This is a genomic window from Undibacterium sp. WLHG33, assembly GCF_049544815.1.
Lineage (GTDB): Bacteria > Pseudomonadota > Gammaproteobacteria > Burkholderiales > Burkholderiaceae_D > Undibacterium.
On the sequence record NZ_CP186697.1, the window covers coordinates 546127 to 563127 of the forward strand.

Sequence of the window (17001 nt, forward strand, 5' to 3'; positions counted from 1 at the left end):
TTTGGCTCAGATTGCGGTCAGACCAGTTTGACCGGGTTCACCGGACATTTTTATTCATATGCCGCCAGGCGATTTTGTTCCTGAATGCTGAAGTAGCGATCACGTAACTGTTGTAATGCCGTGATTTTTTCAGCCATATTTTTACCTTCATCCCGGCTTAGCAATTGTCTTTTTTGTTCAAGATAGTTTGCTATCCGGGTTTTCCATTCTGCCTCTTCTCTGTCGAGATCAGCCAGCCTGTTGGCTGCTTCGGGACTGACAGCAGCGGCCCGCATCCTGTAAATATCGTCTTCACTTGCGCCGCTGGCGCGTAATTGCTGTGCCTGTTCTTCGAGCCGTATGATCTGATAGGGGGCATTTTTCGCTTCGCGTAACTCAGGCGACATTGCGGCATCGAGAGCCTGTAGTTTTTCCTGCTTTTGTTTGTCACTGTAAGCGGTGTTCTGACTAATCTCTAACCGCGCCAGTGCATCCATATCATAAGCATCGTCAAATCCGAACAGTGCCTGACTGTCTTGGGCACTAAAAAATTGTAAACGTAACTTCTGCATACTCTGCCAGCGCTTTTGCATGGCTGAAATCATATTGTTGCTGGTGTTGATCGCAGGAGTCGTCGCTGATGCTCCGCTATTTTTTTCCACCTCCAGTAACGCCTGCTTGTATCCAAGATACCGGGTCAGTAATTCCTTTGCCTGTGTTGCTGCCTGTGGCTTAAGTTTTTGGTCCAGCGCTTTTTCAATTTCACGTTTGATTTCCGGGATACTTTTTTCGCCTACCGCCGCCAGATAATAATCAAACATCAGTCGCAATTCAGCGTTGACGACCAGATTGCCATCGTCGGACTGCTTTGCCTGCCCATCGACGCTGGTGCCTTCCATCGAGCGTACGAATGAAAACATACGGTCCTGTGGCGTCAGCCTGACGGCCGGTTCTTCACGGCCGCCTTGTTTCTGCAGAAGGGAAAAAGAGACGACGATCAGGCTGATCGTCGCTGCCAGAAAAGTCAGATTTTTTGTTTTCATAAAATCCCGATCCGGTAAATTCAGAAAATCCTCGGTGCCGTTGTTTCTGCTTACAAGCCGCTATTTTTCAGACGATTTGCATGCTGCCGGTATATCGTCACCGGATTCGTTTCAAAAATATTGACCAGGCCTATGGTCTGATTCACTTCGTCAAGATGATTCATCGCGTAGTCATCGCGAATAACCTTACCGAGATGGGAGGAACAACTGCTGACCAGTCCGTCGTTTTTGCTGCCGCCAAAGGCCAGCGAGGTCAGTGAGAGGGCCGGATCAACGACATCAAGAACATTGGTATATGGTTTTGCTCCACTCCACGAGTAGTAAGCAACGTTGTTGACGTTATATGCACCTTCACCGCAAGCAGTGGTCGGTACTCCTTGCGGATGTTTGCTGTTGAATTTGAGTGAACCAGCGGTGCTGAGGGAGTTTGCCGCTGCCAGCGCATCTTGCGATAAATTTGGCTGGCCCGATAGGAAACTGATGATTGTTGCCAGTCCGTTAGTTACCGAGACAAGCACGCTGTTGGTGATGGAACCCGGCGGCGCGATGCCCAGAATGATATCTGCCACCGCGGAGCCCCGGTTCACACCTCCGACTGAGGTGACCGAGGCAACCAGATCTGGCCTGACCGAGGCCACATAGCGTATCGTTGGTCCGCCGTGGCTGTGACCGATCAGATTCACTTTGCTGGCACCGGTGACTGCAAGAATCTGCTTAACCTGCGTCAGCAATTGTTCACCACGGACTTCTGTGCTGTTGGCCGCTGCAACTTGCGTGACATACACGCGTGCGCCGTCTGAGCGTAGTGCCGATGGAATACCGTACCAGTAGTCAACCGGGCCGATGTTGTCAAACCCGAATAAACCGTGGACTAACACAATGGGATATTTTGTCTCCGTATACCCTGCTGCCCATGTCTGGGCTGGCAGGGTGCAGATGGCAAACAGAATAGCCATCAGCTTTGTTATCAGTATTTTTTTCATGTTGATTCTTTCGAATAAGTTAATTCAAACGAAACCGGATGGGGGCATGTTTGCGCTGAACTTCTCCGAGTTCTGGTCAAATCAGCCAGATTCAGGCTAAGTGCAGGTAAGCATGAAGACAAGCTGCTATGCAGCATAAAAGTTGGCCTGAGTTCATAGAAATGAGAATTTCCACCAGATATTTGCACTTGCAGCAAATTTTCTTCAGAGTGGAATAACCCTGGCCGCAGCTTTCTTAACGAAATAAAACGATAAAATTAGACTATCGCATCTAAAAAACAGCAGTGTTGTTTGTTTGCTTATGTGGCTGGTCTGCAATCGAACCTGGGCCGGATAATTTAATTATTTGATTTTTCTCAGGAAATGACTGCTCAGGGGGCGAATCTGCGGCGATTCAGGTATAATCCGCGGTTCTGTCCAAAATTTCCTCTTCAAGTCGTTTGATCGTTTGAACTTTCGCCTGGATTGAAAACCCATGCGAAAACAGGTTTTTGTGGATTCTTTCTCTCTTAGGTTGGTGCAAATTAATTTGGGGGGTGGGGATGTCCGATCTGGCTTCTTTGTCTAAACTCGCGCGTTCTGACGCGCAACTTCCGGTGCATGTCTATTTTGATGAAACGCTGTTGCAGCGTGAAATCAAGGACTTGTTCCAGTCTGGTCCTCGTTATGTCGGTCACGAGTTGATGGTGCCGAATATCGGTGACTTTGCAACTTTAGCGTCCGAGAATGAAGGACGTATGCTGGTCCGCAGCGCTCAGGGTATCGAGCTGATGTCTAACGTCTGTCGTCATCGTCAGGCGCTGATGTTTAATGGGCGCGGCAATGCTAATAACATCGTTTGTCCGCTGCATCGCTGGACCTACGATCTTAAAGGTGAACTGATAGGTGCACCGCATTTTTCAGATACGCCTTGCATGAATCTGAAACGCACCCCATTGCAGAACTGGAATGGTTTGCTGTTTGAGCAAAATGGTTACAACGTCATGGAGCGCATGGCGCAGCTCAGCGTTACCAAAGATCTCGACTTTACCGGCTATATGCTGGATCACGTTGAGGTTCACGAATGCGATTACAACTGGAAGACGTTCATCGAAGTCTATCTGGAAGATTATCACGTTGAACCTTTCCATCCTGGTCTTGGCAGTTTCGTTACTTGTGACGATCTGCGCTGGGAATTCGGCGAAGATTACAGTGTGCAGACTGTCGGTGTGAACAGTGGTTTGCTGAAATCCGGTTCCGAGAAATACAAAGTCTGGCAAGAGCAGGTGCTGAAGTACCGCAACGGCGAACCGCCGAAGTACGGCGCAATCTGGCTGACCTTGTATCCGAATATCATGGTCGAATGGTATCCGCATGTGCTGGTCGTTTCCACGCTGTGGCCGACTGCCACCGGTAAGACCAGAAATGTTGTCGAGTTTTACTATCCGGAAGAAATCGTTTTATTCGAGCGTGAATTCATCGAAGCTGAACGCGCGGCATACATGGAGACATGTATTGAAGACGATGAGATCGGCGTGCGCATGGATGCCGGTCGTAAAATTTTACTGGATCGCGGCGAGAATGAAGTCGGACCTTACCAGTCACCGATGGAAGACGGTATGCAGCACTTTCATGAGTGGTACCGGAAAAAAATAGCAATCTGAGACAGCTCAGGGGTATGAAGAGGGGAGGCGCTTGCCTCCCCTGTTTTTTGGAGTCAGGTTTTTATGCAGTCTTTGTGGATGTTAGTTGCCAGCTTTTTGTTTTCCATCATGGGTGTTTGTGTGAAGCTGGCATCAAGCGATTATTCGACATCCGAACTCGTCGCGTATCGCGGCCTGATCGGTATGCTGATGATCGTAATATTGGTCAGACTGCAGGGCGGAACTTTAAAGACTCGCATGCCGTATGAGCATCTGATACGTGGTACGGTGGGTGTGCTGGCGCTGTGGTTATGGTTTTACTCTATCGGTCAGCTGCCATTGGCGATGGCGGTTACCCTGAATTACATGTCTCCGATATGGATAGCGGCGCTGATGCTGATCGGCGCCTGGTGGTACAGGCGACGTGGTCTTGCATGGCAGCCCGTCGCAGCGATCTTGCTGGGATTTATCGGGGTTGTCTTGTTGTTGCGTCCCAGTATGCATGCGGATCAGGTGATCGGTATCGTCGTCGGTTTAGTGTCCGGTATGCTGGCCGCATGGGCGTACATGCAAGTCAGAAAAATGGGTATGATGGGGGAGCCTGAGTACCGCGTGGTATTTTATTTTTCGATGACCTGTGCGGTGGCCGGCTTGCTTGGCACGTTGATTATGAAATCCGGACAAGCCGCCGCGCAAGAAATCGTCTGGCATCCTCCGGATAGCCGTGGCATGCTGCTGATCATGGCAATCGGTATTACCGCTGCGTCTGCACAGATGGCGATGACCCGTGCTTACCGCCTCGGTAACACGCTGGTGACTGCAAATCTGCAATATGCCGGCATCGTGTTTTCCAGTCTGTGGGACGTGCTTTTTTGGGATGAAAGCCTGGCATGGTTAAGCTGGACAGGCATAGGCGTGATTTTGTGCAGCGGCATCATTGCCACTTTTTATAATGCCAGAGCAAACCAGTCATCTGTCCGCAATGAAGCGATTGGCCAGGAATAAAATACAGATGAATAAACAGAACTCATACAAAACCCATCCCTGTTGATGACATGAGTTCTGATGATCCGCGATATATTTTTAGGAGAAGAAGATGTACACCACCTTGATCAGCACAGCAGACCTTGCCAGTCGGCTCAGCGGTGACGCAAACCGCAACTGGATTGTGCTGGATTGCCGCCATGATCTGATGAATCCGGATGCCGGGCAGGCAGCATATGACGCGGGGCATTTACCCGGTGCACAGTTTGTCCATCTCGATCAGCGTTTATCCGCACCTAAATTATCTGCCGATGGTGTGTTCCGCGGTCGTCACCCGCTGCCGGAAAAAGAGGTGTTTATTCAGACCTTACGGGATCTGGGCATTAATCATGACAGTCAGGTCATCGCTTACGACGCACAGGGCGGGATGTTTGCGGCACGTTTATGGTGGATGTTGCGCTGGGTCGGACACGCGGCAGTGGCGGTGCTCGATGGTGGCTTTCCGTTGTGGACAGCACAGCAATTGCCGGTGACAACAGCGCTGCCTGCTGTACGTCAGGGCAATATCCTCATTCAGCCTTCTTTAGTCGGGCAAGTGAATGTTGAGCAAGTATTGGCAAATATCGACACCCGGGAATGCACACTGGTTGATGCCCGTGCAGCCGATCGTTTCCGCGGTGAAAATGAAACCATAGACCCGGTCGGCGGACATATTCCCGGCGCGCTGAATCGCTTTTTCAAAGACAACTTACAAGCGGATGGTCGTTTTAAAACAGCCTCAGAGTTACATGCAGAATGGCGGGCGATACTGCCTGACCCCGCCAAAGCAATTATGCAGTGCGGTTCCGGTGTCACGGCTTGCCATAATCTGCTGGCGCTGGAAGTGGCAGGTTTGCCGGGCGCTGCATTGTATCCGGGCTCCTGGAGTGAATGGTGCGCTGATACTGCACGTCCGGTCACCCGCTAATATTTGTGCTGTTTTGTTGAAGCGATAAAAAGAGGAGTCCTTATAAGCTCCTTATTTAAGCGCCTTTTTTAAATGGCTGTTCGCTCAGTGATGGCGCGTGACAAACAGCACCAGTAAGATTCCTGCGGTCACCAGAATCACCTGGATAATCGTTTCCCGCAGCGTTGCGCGGCGCTGCATTTGCGGCATCAGATCGCTGACGGCAATATAAATGAAGCCGGACGAAGCCATCACCAGGACATACGGAATCAGGTTGCTGGCACTTTCGAGCGTGAAGTAACCGATCACCCCGCCCAGCACTCCCATCATGCTGCAGGCGAGGTTATACATATAAGCACGCATGCGGCTGAATCCGGCATTCAGCAGCACGATGAAGTCGCCGATTTCCTGCGGAATTTCATGCGCAATAATGGCAAATGCCGTGACGAAACCCAATTCAGGATTGGCCAAAAATGCTGCTGCGATCAGGATACCGTCAGTGAAATTATGCATGCCGTCGCCGACCAGTATCATCCAGCCGGCTTTGCCTGCTTCGTGCGCATCATGTCCGTGTTCATGATGATGACCATCGCCTTCATGATGATGTGAGTGGCGTAACACCGCAAATTTTTCCAGCAGAAAAAATCCCAGTAAGCCCGCCAGCAAACAGGCGAATAAAGAACGCGTATCGGCTTGTGATTCAAAGGCTTCCGGTAGTGCGTGTAGCAAGGATGTCGATAACATAATGCCGACAGACAGACTGACCATGCGCTCGACCATTTTGGTCAGCAGTGAAAATGAAAATATGGCAGCGGCAGAAATGCTCAATACCCCGGCGATTGCGGTGGTAAAGAGGATGGATAACAGCGTGGAGTGAATTTTGAGCCTCGGGGATAATTTGCAACCAGGTTGCAAATTAAAGCACAGGCGGACAATTTACGCAAATGGACGCTGGCTTTTACGGGTTGCATCCATGGCGATCAACACCATTGCAACCCGTCGTTTTTGCGGGAAATCAGGCGACGCCGTTCGCTTTCATCCAGGCGACGCAACGGTTCCAGCCGTCTTTCGCATCGGCTTCTACATAGCTGGCACGATAATCGGCATGGAAAGCGTGACCGGAATTTTCATAGATGTTGAATGCCGAGTGACTGTGACCTTGCGCCAGCGCCGCCTCCATTTTCCTGACTGATTCGACGCTGATGCCCGTGTCTTTCGCCCCGTACAAACCGAGTACCGGTGTTTTCAGGCTGGCAGCGATATCCATCGGGTGCTTGGGCGTGAGTGCGCTGGCGTCACCGCTCAGGCGACCATACCAGGCGACGCCCGCTTTGACGGCAGGGTTATGCGCCGCATACATCCAGGTGATGCGCCCGCCCCAGCAAAAACCGGTAATACCCAGGCGTTGCAAATCGCCGCCATTCTTGCCCGCCCACGCAACGACTGCATCCAGATCGCTCATGACTTGTGCATCCGGTACTTTGGAAATGACTTCCTTCATCAGTTCTGCAATCGATGCATATTTACTGGCATCACCCTGGCGGATAAAGAGTTCCGGTGCCAGTGCCAGATAACCCAGTTTCGCAAAGCGGCGCGCTACATCTGCAATATGCTCATGCACGCCGAATATTTCCGAGATCACCAGTATCACAGGCAGATTAGTTTTACCTTCCGGCTGTGCATAGTAGAGCGGTACTTTTTGCCCTTGTATATCGAGCGACATCACGCCTGCGTTCAAGCCTTTGGTATCGGTTTTAATCACGCTCTGCGCAAAGACGGGCAGTGTTGCCGCGGCGAAGCCGACGCCGACTGCTGTCTGAATAAAATTTCTGCGATTGATGCCTTTATCAATATCCGTATGCCCGATCATGCTGCGGCAATCTTTTTCAAGTTGCATAGTCTTCTCCGTAAGGTTAGGGGCGTGGCTGCCGCAAACGGGATGGCAGCACCCGAAAACATATTAACCTGAAAAGAAAAATTATTCTGACACTGCCCTGGCTGCACGCACATGGCCACATCTCAGGAAAAAAGAGACCTCTTTGCGGCAAAGAATGCAGTATGAATTGATCAGACTTTTAACTAAAGAGAAATTCTGTTTTAAGGAAAGCATCGAATTATTCAACAATAGTTGAAAATCATTTCATCTGTGCAATGCGAAAACTGCATGGCTTCCTGTCGTACTATCGCCGCTATAGCGGCAATTGTCCGCAAGCGCTTTTAAAACAATGGAGATAGAAATGGTCTGGAGTCAGGTTTATGACCCGCTAGGCAATATATGGTTATCCGCCCTCATGGCGGCGATACCTGTGGTTGTGATGCTGGGATGTATTGCATTTGGTCATATGAAGGCGCATTACGCTGCGGGTCTTGGTTTAGCGAGCGCGTTAGCAGTGTCGATTTTGGGTTTCGGCATGCCTGCCGGGCTGGCATGGAATGCGGCAGGTTTTGGTGCCGCATTTGGTCTGCTGCCCATTGGCTGGATCGTGTTGAATATTATTTTCCTGCACCAGCTGACCATAGAAAACGGTTCATTCTCTGTATTGCAGGACAGCCTGACCGGCATCACCGATGATCGCCGTATACAGTTATTGCTGATCGCCTTCTGTTTCGGCGCTTTCTTTGAAGGTGCTGCCGGCTTTGGTACACCAGTTGCTGTGACAGCAGCGATCATGATCGGTCTGGGATTTTCTCCTTTGGCGGCATCAGGTCTGTGTCTGATCGCGAATACTGCGCCAGTGGCGTATGGTGCGCTCGGCACGCCTGTGATTGCACTGGCGGCGGTGACTGGTATCGATCTGATGCAGTTGTCCGGCATGATCGGTCGCCAGTTACCCTTATTCTCTTTGTTGGTGCCGTTCTGGCTGATCTGGGCGTTTGCCGGTTTCCGCGGCATGCTGCAAATCTGGCCAGCGATACTGGTTGCCGGTCTGAGTTTCGCGATCCCGCAATATCTGGTGTCGAACTACCACGGTCCGTGGCTGGTCGATGTGGTCGCCGCGATTGTGTCTATGGTCAGCCTGATTCTGTTCCTGAAAGTCTGGAAACCGAAAAAAATCTGGACTTCCACCTCACTCAAAGGTCATGAAACCGATTCCGGCGAACCTGATCTGGAAAGTGAAAAACCGCATGGCCATGAAGCCGATGCCGCGGCAGCGATTTTCAAAAAGCACGATACCCGTGCACTGGTGCTGGCATGGATGCCGTGGGTGATCTTAACCACGCTGGTGTTTGTCTGGGGCGTTCCGGAATTCAAAAAATGGGTCGATGGCATTTCTGTATTCAAGATTCCATTTACCGGTTTGCATAACATGGTCGAGAAGGTCGCCCCTGTCGTCGCCAAGCCGCATAAAGAAGCCGCGGTATATACGCTGAACTGGCTGTCGGCCACGGGTTCAGGGATTTTCCTAGCCTCCATCATTAGCGGCTTGCTGATGAAATACAAACCGATTGATCTGGTCAAAATTTATTTTCGCACGATCTGGCTGGTACGTTATTCGCTGCTGACCATTGTGCTGATGCTGGCGCTGGGTTATCTGACACGCTATTCCGGCACCGATGCCACGCTGGGTCTGGTGTTTGCGCATACCGGTGCTTTCTATCCTATCTTCGGCACCTTGCTCGGCTGGCTGGGTGTGGCGCTGACAGGTTCGGATACGGCCGCCAATGTGCTGTTTGGCGGTTTGCAAAAAACCACCGCAGAGCAATTGGGTTTAAGCCCTGTGCTGATGGCTGCTGCCAATAGTTCGGGGGGGGGTGATGGGCAAGATGGTCGATGCGCAGAGTATCGTGGTCGCCAGTACTGCCACACGCTGGTATGGACATGAAGGCACGATTCTGCGCTTCGTGTTTTTCCATAGTCTGGCGCTGGCGGTGCTGGTCGGCTTCTTCGTGTTTATGCAAGCCTACGTTGCACCTTTCACCTCACTGGTACATTGATAGGACTCACGCAAAACCGCCCCAGCGGCGTTATGGCTCCTAGCCGTACTATTCGTACTGTCTTCGTCGCCATGGTGTAGCCAGGGTTTCAGGCAACATGTTGCCTGCTGGCGAAACGGACATCGCTTACCAGCGATGTTTCCCAAAGCAGAAAAAAGCCTTTTAGCCTTGCTGGGGCAACTTTGCGTAACTCCTGAGACGCAACAAAAAACACAGGGGCAACTTCCCCTGTCGTATCAAAAATCCCTGCCACAGCACGCTGTGTCGGGGATTTTTTTTCAGTGCTTCGCTGTTTTCTGCGGATGGCAATACGGCGTCAGATCAATGCTGTCGGCGGTTTCCGGCAGGCTGACCTGAGCGGTTGGCAGCAAGCGTGCAAAACTGCGCATGACTCCCTCTTCACCATGTACCAGAAACGTATGCTTGGCATGCGTATGTTGATGCCAGGCCAGTAATTCATCACGGTCGGCGTGCGCTGAAAAACCATTGATCGTATGGATACCTGCCCTGACCGCAATCTGCTCACCGAGCACACGCACTTCACGCGCGCCGTCGATGATTTCCCTTGCCAGCGTTCCCTGTGCGGCGAAACCGACGAACACGATACTCGCATTTTGTCGCCACAGATGATGCTTCAGATGATGACGGATACGTCCACCGGTACACATCCCCGCACCGGCCATGATGACCGCGCCGCCGGAAAAACGGTTGATCGCCATACTGTCTGTCACATCCCGTGTGAAATGCAGGCCCGGTAAATCAAACGGATCATGCTCATTGCTGAACATCGCTGCCGTTTCAGCGTCGTAACAACCGGTATGCTGACGGAAAATCTCGGTTGCCGAGATCGCCATCGGTGAATCCAGAAACACCTGCATGGAACGCGGTAAGATGTGCTGCTCCACGCCTTCACGCAGGTAATACAGCAGCTCTTGCGCTCGTTCCAGCGCGAAGGTCGGAATCACAACATTGCCGCCATGCCGGAAGGTTTCTGTAATCACCTGATACAGTTCTTCGATCGACAGATCCAGCGGCTTGTGCAGACGATCGCCATACGTGGTTTCCATCACCACCACATCGGCTTTCGGTGGTGTCGCCGGATTGCGCAGCAGCTTTCTGCCGTTGCTGCCGATATCGCCGGAAAAGACGACGCGGCATTGCTTTCCGTCTTCCGCCAGATTCAGCACGATAGAGGAGGACCCCAGAATATGGCCGGCGTCGATAAACGTCGCGGTGATGCCGGGTGCGATCAGCAGCTCCTGATCGTAATGCACCATCTGGTTAAAGTGATCCAGCGTATGCAACACATCATGCGTGTTGTACAGCGCTTCCATGTGCTTGTCGTTACCGCGCCGCGCATTTTTTTTGTTCTGATATTCGGCTTCCGCTTCCTGCAGATGCGCAGAATCGAGCAGCACGATGCGCGCCAGATCGCGGGTCGCCGCGGTGGCGATGATGTTGCCACGGAATCCGCGCCGCACCAGCAAGGGCAAACGGCCGCAATGATCCAGATGCGCATGCGTCAGCAACACGTAGTCGATGGAGGCAGCATCGAAGCCGAATGGACCGGCATTTTCTTCATTCAGATTATGACTGCCCTGATACATGCCGCAGTCAATCAGTATACGTACACCATTACATTCGAGCAGATGGCAGGAACCGGTCACACCAAGATCGGCGCCATGAAATGACAGTTTCAATTAAATTTCCTCACTGAATAATCTGGGCGCGGCGCTGATCGCCACTTTGCCCGAAGGATCAAGTATAGCCAGAGTGATGCCATACAGATAGCATTCGCCGCATCTTCCCCTGCGAATGCCGCAATGAATGCACGCATGCTGAGGCAGCGCAAACTTCACGCATTAGTTGCTCAGCTTTGGCGATGATGTTGCCTATTGAAGTAGCAGTCATCAGCCTTTTAAGAGAGTTGATGCAGTATTGTTTATTTTGCAAATGCATGTTAATTTTTGTTTTTAACTTTAAAGCAAATAAGGCATCTCTATGGCCTCAAATTCTTCGAAAGTAGCAACGCAACATCGCACGGACTACTCTAGATGCATTGTGCATTTGACTCGTGACGACCGTAAGTCGTTTACTAATGGTGCTACCGGAAGAGATAATCTTTTACAAATTTTGAGAAGTAAAGAAATTTGGGCGGTTAAGCCACATTGCATCTATAACGACAAAATTTCGAAGCTCCCCAAGGAGCAACAAGAAGGCTACCGGGTTGCTTGTTTTACTGAGGTCCCACTTAGTCAGCTCCATCTTCTTGTCCAAGAAATTCCAGGCAGACAAATAAAACTAGAAGCGTACGGTGTAGTCTTCACCAAAGATTTCATTGCCAAAAAAGGTGGACAGCCCGCCATTTATATCAATAGTTACGACGGAAACCTCCATATTCGAGAATCTGTCGATTATCTTTTTTCTGTAGCAACCCAGTCTGATGATCACAAGGTTTTACGACGCATCGTTCCGTTTATGAATGCTATGCACGAACAGTACGACTTCACTTGGGAACGCGAATGGCGAACACCAAAGTCTCTAAAGTTCAAACTAAGTGACCTTGTTTGCATCATTCTTCCAGAAAATGGCGAAGATGATATAAAGGAGAAAGCGCTATCCGCTGGTATCGCAGTAATTTCCCCAGGTTGGACATATGAGCAAATCATTACGGAACTGGCAGAGCAACAAAGAAAGACAAAAGATACTTTTGGTTCTACAAAATCCAACAACAATAAAGAAGAAAAATAAATGATTTACCTGCCTCAGTTCGACAACGTGATACCTTCAAAATTCATCTTGAGATAGCAACAGCGCAATACATCCCGCAAATAAAAATCCCCGACAAATCAAACGATGTGTCGGGGATTTTTTTATTAGGTTGAAATTTATTCCGGTTGCAGATAAAACGCGTCCGGTAATTGTGCGCCGGCGGTGGTGGTTTTGATGTCGCCTTTGGTGTTGGTCAGCACGACTTCGAGTTCGGGGCCGCCGAGTTCAATGATGACCTGGCGGCAGGCGCCGCAAGGAGCGATCGGGCCATCGGTGTCGCCGGTGACGGCGATTTGTTGAAAATCACCGGGGCGATAGCCAGCGGCGACGGCGCTGAATAAGGCGGTGCGCTCGGCGCAGTTGCACAGGCCGTACGACGCATTTTCCACATTGCAGCCGTGGAAAACCTTGCCGTCTTTGGTCAGCACGGCCGCGCCGACTTTGAATTTGGAATACGGTGCATACGCACGTTCGCGTGCCAGTTTGGCTTCAACGATCAGTTCTTGGGTGTTCATTCTTGTTCTCCATTTAAAAAGGCATGCCGGTCAGCATGCCTCTTTGTTGTTCACGTTTATCCCTTATATCTGCCGTGCCTTTCAGCGCATTTTTGTCCTGAAAGGCGCAGCAGTATTGGGCGATTATTTTTTCACGCCCAGTTCGCGCAAACGTTCTTGCAGATAGCTGCCGGACGTGTGACGTTCAGACAGCACGACGTCTGGACGCGGATGCAGGAACAGTGGCAGCGAAATGCGGGATTTTTTCGCTTCTTCGCCGGTCGGATTCAGCACGCGGTGAATGGTCGAAGGGTAATATCCTTGCGAGGCTTCATCGAGCATGTCACCGATGTTGACGATCAGCATGCCAAAGTCGCATGGCACATCGTGCCAGGCATTGTCTTTGCCCAATACCTGCAAACCGGCCTGGGTGGCGGCTGGCAACACGGTCAGCAGATTGATGTCGCCATGAGCCGCTGCCCGCACTGCATCTGGTTCTTCATCGCCCGTCAGCGGCGGATAGTGCAGCACGCGCAGCAGGGTCAGATCGCTGTCAGTGATCATGTCAGACAAGGGCATGGAATACTTGGCCTTGATCTCTGCCGGGGTATGGTCTTCGACCCATTGCAGCAATTCAGTCGCGAGTTTGTTGCCGTGTTCGTAGTATTCCAGCGCAGCCTTGGAGACTTCGGATGGATATTGTCCCCACGGGTAAACGTGGTAAAACTCTTTCAGATCGCGCTTGGCATAGCCTTTGGCGGTTTCGGAAATTTTCGGCGAAAAATAGCCGTCCATTTTTTCCGTAAACGCGTATTTGTTTTTCGCATCGGTCTGGAAAAACTCGTACCATTCCTGATAAATGGTGTTGAGCAGATTTTGCGATAAAGGATGATTGGTCAAAACGCCAAAGCCGGTGTTGTGCAGGCTTTCGGTGAATTTTCTTGCCGCATCCGGATCACGGTAATCAACTGGTTGTATCAGCATGATGGTTCCCCTTATTTTGCCAGAGCTGGTTTCAGCCAGTCGCTGGATAAGGTCTGGTCGATCAGCTTAGCGCAGGCTTCAGCATCCACTTTCATGCAGACGCGGGTTTCTGGTTTGCTGGCTTCCCAACCTGCTTGCGGGTAAGGAATCGCCAGTTTCGCCATCATGGTCTGACCATTGCCTATGCCTTCTTTGGCAACGCGCACGCGGCCGTTTTGTGTTTCAAAGATTTCCGGTGCGACCAGCCAGACAAACGCCAGTACATCGTGACCGTAGCAAGCATGGCCGAGGTCAGGGCGTATGCTTTGGTAGAAGTTCGCGTAGAAATTCACTGCGTGCGACAGCGTATCCATCGCGACGTGTTTGTGTTGTTCTGCCAGACGTGCAAAGAAGCTCGATGGCAAGACCACGCGATGCGTCACATCCAGACCAACCATGGTCAGATCCCAGCCTGCTGTAAAGACCAGATCGGCGGCATCCGGATCATTCCAGACATTCGCTTCTGCAACTGGCGAGACATTGCCCGGCTCGTCAACCGCACCGGCCATCAGCACGACTTTTTTCAGCAGCTTAGGCAGTTGTGGTTCCATTTTCAGTGCCAGACCCAGATTGCCCAGCGGGCCAACTGCAACCAGTGTGATTTCACCCGGATGCTGACGCGCCATCTTGACGATGAATTCCGCTGCGCTTTCCACTTCAGCCTGACCGCCGACTTCGATACGGGAAGGCAGATTGCCGAGGCCGTCTGCACCGTGGATAAAATCAGGCGGAGTACCGGCGGCTTTCGCGAATGGCACATTCACACCTTGCGCCACCGGAATAGTGCGGCCTGCGATGCGGGTCAGGTAGAGCGCATTGATAGTCGCCTGTTCGACATACACGTTGCCGAAAGTAGTGGTGATACCGACGACATCAATATCAGGATGGGCCAGCGCGAAATACAGCGCCATTGCGTCATCAACGCCAGGGTCCGTATCGAAAATGACTTTATGTTTTGCTTGCATGGAAATACTCCAGGAATTAACTTCAACTGGCCATTGAACAGAACCCAGTGTGAAGCAATTTGTTGTGTTTGACCTGGTTCAAGGAGGCCGTAACGTTGTCGATTTAAAAAATAAATCACCGGCAGCCAGTAAGGGGCAAGCCCATACGGACGACCGGCAGGTTTTATAGTCTTTTATCGTGACTTTACAAACGGCACGCCTATCGCCTTCGGCGCGACGGATTTCGCCATCAGGCCCGCAAGAACGACGACGGTGACTACATACGGAATCATCTGTATCAATGATCCCGGTACTTTTCCCAAGCCAGGGAAGACCACGCCTTCGATCTGGACTTGCAGAGCAGTGAAAAAACCGAACATCAGGCAACCGAGCGCCGTTTGCAGTGGCCGCCAGTTACCGAACACCAGCGCGGTGAGCGCCAGATAACCATTACCAGCGGACATATCGCGCAGGAAAAAACCACTTTGTACGATGGACAGATAAGCGCCGGAGAATGAACACAGCACACCGGCGCACAGCATCGCCATAAAACGGGTGCGCTCGACATTGATGCCAGCGGCATCGGCAGCATGCGGATTTTCACCGACAGCGCGCAGACGCAGACCGAAACGGCTGTGATACAAGACCCAGTGCACCAGCGGTATCAGGGCAAATGCCAGATACACCAGCGCGCTGTGACCACCGATCAGTTTGGTGTAAAACCAGCCCAGAAACGGAATGCCGCTGATTGCTTCCGAGCCCGGTAAAACAATATCAAACAGACGGGCAGAACCAAGATCAGGCGTACGCCCGCCTTGCATAAAGAAAAACTGAGCAAGCACAAAGGTCAGGCCGCTCAGGGCGATATTGAGGGCAATACCGGCCACCAGTTGATTACCTTTTTGCGTGATGCTGACAAAGCCCTGCAATAAAGCGATGACAGCAGAAATCCCGACACCGGCGAGTATGCCGAACCACGGGTTTTGCGTCGCAAAGGCGACTGCTGCTGACACAAACGCGGCTGCCAGCATTTTCCCTTCAAGTGCCAGATCGACCACGCCGCTGCGTTCAGCGAACAGACCTGCCATCGCTGCAAACATTAATACCGGTGCATTGCGGATGGTAGAAACCAGAATGCTGGAAAATTGAAAATCATCAAACATCATTTTTCCTTACGTTTGAGCAGGGCAGAAATGGCCGGGGCATACAGATTTTCCATCGCGCCGCAAAACAGAATGATCAGGCCCTGAATGAAAATAAAAGTTTCGGTCGGAATATTCGGTTTTTCCAGCGACAGATCAAAGCCACCCTGGATCAGCGCACCGAATAGTATCGACGACAGCAAAATACCGATCGGATGCTGACGTCCCATCAGTGCGACGGCGATACCGATAAAGCCTGCGCCTGCGGGGAAATTCAGGCCAAGATAATGCGTGGAGCCCATGACGGAATTGACGGACGCCAGGCCAGCCAGCGCGCCGGAAATCATCATCGCAACCATGATGGTTTTACTGATGGAAATGCCCGCATAGTGCGCTGCATGCTGGTTCAGACCCGTCGCGCGTAACTGATAACCCCAGGTTGTGCGCCACACTGCAACACCGTAAATGACTAAGGCCAGTAAGGCCATGATAAAGCTGATGTTCAGCGGGGTTTCACCAAGAACCGGCAGGATGCCATTCAGCTTAGGCAGCCATGCGCTATCGGCAAAGACGCGGCTGGCGGTGTTTTGTTCACCGGCAGGAATCAGAAAGCTGACGATGATGTAGTTCATCAGGCTGGCCGCAATGAAGTTGAACATGATGGTCGTCACGACCACATGACTGCCGCGTTTTGCCTGCAAATAACCGGGTAAAAAAGCCCATGCCGCGCCGAAGATCGCGCTACCGACAATCGCCAGCGGAATCAGCAGCCATGCCGGTAAGCTCGCATCAAAAGCCAGCAGCACCAGAGTCAGCCCGAGACCACCCAGATACATCTGACCTTCGCTGCCGATATTGAATAAACCCGCCTGCATCGCAATCGATACGGATAATCCGGTGAAGATAAATGTGGCGGCGTAGAACAGGGTGTAGCCCAGTCCTTCAGGATTGAAAACGGCAGCATTCAGCAGTATGCCCAGCGACTCCAGCGGGCTTTCACCCAGCAGATAAATCACACCCGCTGCCACCAGCAGGGCGGACAGCAAGTTCAGTAAAGGCAGGGCAAAGGCGGTGGCCCAGCGGGGAAGATCGGCTTGATTCATACGTGGTTCGTCGCTTGTTTGTTCGCTTAT

14 protein-coding genes and 1 pseudogene are annotated in these 17001 nt (G+C 51.5%); 5 read left to right on the forward strand and 10 right to left on the reverse strand.

Annotation, left to right across the window (positions count from 1 at the left end):
- Positions 1–50: 50 nt before the first annotated feature.
- A complete protein-coding gene (locus tag ACOTSW_RS02485) occupies positions 51–1022 on the reverse strand; it encodes a lipase secretion chaperone (RefSeq protein WP_423680819.1) in 972 nt (323 codons plus the stop codon).
- 50 nt (positions 1023–1072) lie between these two features.
- Positions 1073–2005, reverse strand: coding sequence for a lipase family alpha/beta hydrolase (locus ACOTSW_RS02490; RefSeq protein ID WP_423680820.1), 933 nt, complete (start codon positions 2003–2005; stop codon positions 1073–1075).
- Between the two features lie 542 nt (positions 2006–2547).
- Between ACOTSW_RS02490 and ACOTSW_RS02495 the strand changes: the two genes are divergently transcribed.
- The 3 genes from ACOTSW_RS02495 to ACOTSW_RS02505 all read left to right on the forward strand — a co-directional run bounded on the left by ACOTSW_RS02495 (position 2548) and on the right by ACOTSW_RS02505 (position 5578).
- Positions 2548–3648 carry an aromatic ring-hydroxylating oxygenase subunit alpha gene (locus ACOTSW_RS02495; protein ID WP_423680821.1) on the forward strand — a complete coding sequence of 367 codons (1101 nt, stop codon included), beginning with the start codon at positions 2548–2550 and terminating at the stop codon, positions 3646–3648.
- Between the two features lie 63 nt (positions 3649–3711).
- Positions 3712–4632, forward strand: a complete 921-nt coding sequence (locus tag ACOTSW_RS02500; RefSeq protein WP_423680823.1) for a DMT family transporter — start codon at positions 3712–3714, stop codon at positions 4630–4632.
- 91 nt (positions 4633–4723) lie between these two features.
- Positions 4724–5578 (forward strand): sulfurtransferase, encoded by an 855-nt coding sequence (locus ACOTSW_RS02505; protein WP_423680824.1) that lies wholly within the window; start codon positions 4724–4726, stop codon positions 5576–5578.
- A gap of 84 nt (positions 5579–5662) precedes the next feature.
- On the opposite strand, the gene ACOTSW_RS02510 is transcribed toward ACOTSW_RS02505, so the two are convergent.
- Together ACOTSW_RS02510 and ACOTSW_RS02515 are read right to left on the reverse strand one after the other, a co-directional pair.
- Positions 5663–6364, reverse strand: a complete 702-nt coding sequence (locus tag ACOTSW_RS02510) for a ZIP family metal transporter (protein WP_423682238.1) — start codon at positions 6362–6364, stop codon at positions 5663–5665.
- Positions 6365–6572: 208 nt separating this feature from the next.
- On the reverse strand, positions 6573–7454 hold the full coding sequence (locus ACOTSW_RS02515) for a dienelactone hydrolase family protein (RefSeq protein ID WP_423680825.1): 882 nt from the start codon (positions 7452–7454) through the stop codon (positions 6573–6575).
- Positions 7455–7794: 340 nt separating this feature from the next.
- On the opposite strand from ACOTSW_RS02515, the pseudogene ACOTSW_RS02520 reads away from it, so the two are divergent.
- Positions 7795–9493, forward strand: a pseudogene (locus ACOTSW_RS02520) (L-lactate permease).
- Positions 9494–9771: 278 nt separating this feature from the next.
- Here ACOTSW_RS02520 and ACOTSW_RS02525 read toward each other — a convergent pair.
- The gene (locus ACOTSW_RS02525; protein WP_423680826.1) at positions 9772–11193 is read right to left on the reverse strand and encodes an MBL fold metallo-hydrolase RNA specificity domain-containing protein; all 1422 of its coding nucleotides are present in this window, start codon (positions 11191–11193) and stop codon (positions 9772–9774) included.
- 301 nt (positions 11194–11494) lie between these two features.
- Between ACOTSW_RS02525 and ACOTSW_RS02530 the strand changes: the two genes are divergently transcribed.
- Complete coding sequence (locus tag ACOTSW_RS02530) at positions 11495–12244, forward strand: hypothetical protein (RefSeq protein ID WP_423680827.1); 750 nt, start codon at positions 11495–11497, stop codon at positions 12242–12244.
- A gap of 137 nt (positions 12245–12381) precedes the next feature.
- On the opposite strand, the gene ACOTSW_RS02535 is transcribed toward ACOTSW_RS02530, so the two are convergent.
- The 5 genes from ACOTSW_RS02535 to ACOTSW_RS02555 form a co-directional block, all read right to left on the reverse strand.
- A complete protein-coding gene (locus ACOTSW_RS02535) occupies positions 12382–12780 on the reverse strand; it encodes a cytidine deaminase (protein WP_423680828.1) in 399 nt (132 codons plus the stop codon).
- 123 nt (positions 12781–12903) lie between these two features.
- On the reverse strand, positions 12904–13743 hold the full coding sequence (locus ACOTSW_RS02540) for an isopenicillin N synthase family dioxygenase (RefSeq protein ID WP_190477367.1): 840 nt from the start codon (positions 13741–13743) through the stop codon (positions 12904–12906).
- 11 nt (positions 13744–13754) lie between these two features.
- Positions 13755–14747: a nucleoside hydrolase gene (locus ACOTSW_RS02545; protein ID WP_423680829.1), complete on the reverse strand. Its 993-nt coding sequence runs from the start codon at positions 14745–14747 to the stop codon at positions 13755–13757.
- A 173-nt stretch (positions 14748–14920) separates the two neighbouring features.
- Positions 14921–15892 (reverse strand): ABC transporter permease, encoded by a 972-nt coding sequence (locus ACOTSW_RS02550; protein ID WP_423680830.1) that lies wholly within the window; start codon positions 15890–15892, stop codon positions 14921–14923.
- The gene (locus ACOTSW_RS02555; protein WP_423680831.1) at positions 15889–16971 is read right to left on the reverse strand and encodes an ABC transporter permease; all 1083 of its coding nucleotides are present in this window, start codon (positions 16969–16971) and stop codon (positions 15889–15891) included. The genes ACOTSW_RS02550 and ACOTSW_RS02555 overlap by 4 nt, the downstream gene beginning before the upstream one ends.
- Between the last annotated feature and the right edge of the window lie 30 nt (positions 16972–17001).

What these genes read in the sequence shown, in the direction of transcription:
- ACOTSW_RS02550 (WP_423680830.1), bottom strand. Translation starts at nt 15,892, where the DNA reads ATGATGTTTGATGATTTTCAATTTTCCAGCATTCTGGTTTCTACCATC.
- ACOTSW_RS02535 (WP_423680828.1), bottom strand. Translation starts at nt 12,780, where the DNA reads ATGAACACCCAAGAACTGATCGTTGAAGCCAAACTGGCACGCGAACGT.
- ACOTSW_RS02505 (WP_423680824.1), top strand. Translation starts at nt 4,724, where the DNA reads ATGTACACCACCTTGATCAGCACAGCAGACCTTGCCAGTCGGCTCAGC.
- ACOTSW_RS02495 (WP_423680821.1), top strand. Translation starts at nt 2,548, where the DNA reads ATGTCCGATCTGGCTTCTTTGTCTAAACTCGCGCGTTCTGACGCGCAA.
- ACOTSW_RS02555 (WP_423680831.1), bottom strand. Translation starts at nt 16,971, where the DNA reads ATGAATCAAGCCGATCTTCCCCGCTGGGCCACCGCCTTTGCCCTGCCT.
- ACOTSW_RS02545 (WP_423680829.1), bottom strand. Translation starts at nt 14,747, where the DNA reads ATGCAAGCAAAACATAAAGTCATTTTCGATACGGACCCTGGCGTTGAT.
- ACOTSW_RS02530 (WP_423680827.1), top strand. Translation starts at nt 11,495, where the DNA reads ATGGCCTCAAATTCTTCGAAAGTAGCAACGCAACATCGCACGGACTAC.
- ACOTSW_RS02500 (WP_423680823.1), top strand. Translation starts at nt 3,712, where the DNA reads ATGCAGTCTTTGTGGATGTTAGTTGCCAGCTTTTTGTTTTCCATCATG.
- ACOTSW_RS02515 (WP_423680825.1), bottom strand. Translation starts at nt 7,454, where the DNA reads ATGCAACTTGAAAAAGATTGCCGCAGCATGATCGGGCATACGGATATT.
- ACOTSW_RS02490 (WP_423680820.1), bottom strand. Translation starts at nt 2,005, where the DNA reads ATGAAAAAAATACTGATAACAAAGCTGATGGCTATTCTGTTTGCCATC.
- ACOTSW_RS02485 (WP_423680819.1), bottom strand. Translation starts at nt 1,022, where the DNA reads ATGAAAACAAAAAATCTGACTTTTCTGGCAGCGACGATCAGCCTGATC.
- ACOTSW_RS02540 (WP_190477367.1), bottom strand. Translation starts at nt 13,743, where the DNA reads ATGCTGATACAACCAGTTGATTACCGTGATCCGGATGCGGCAAGAAAA.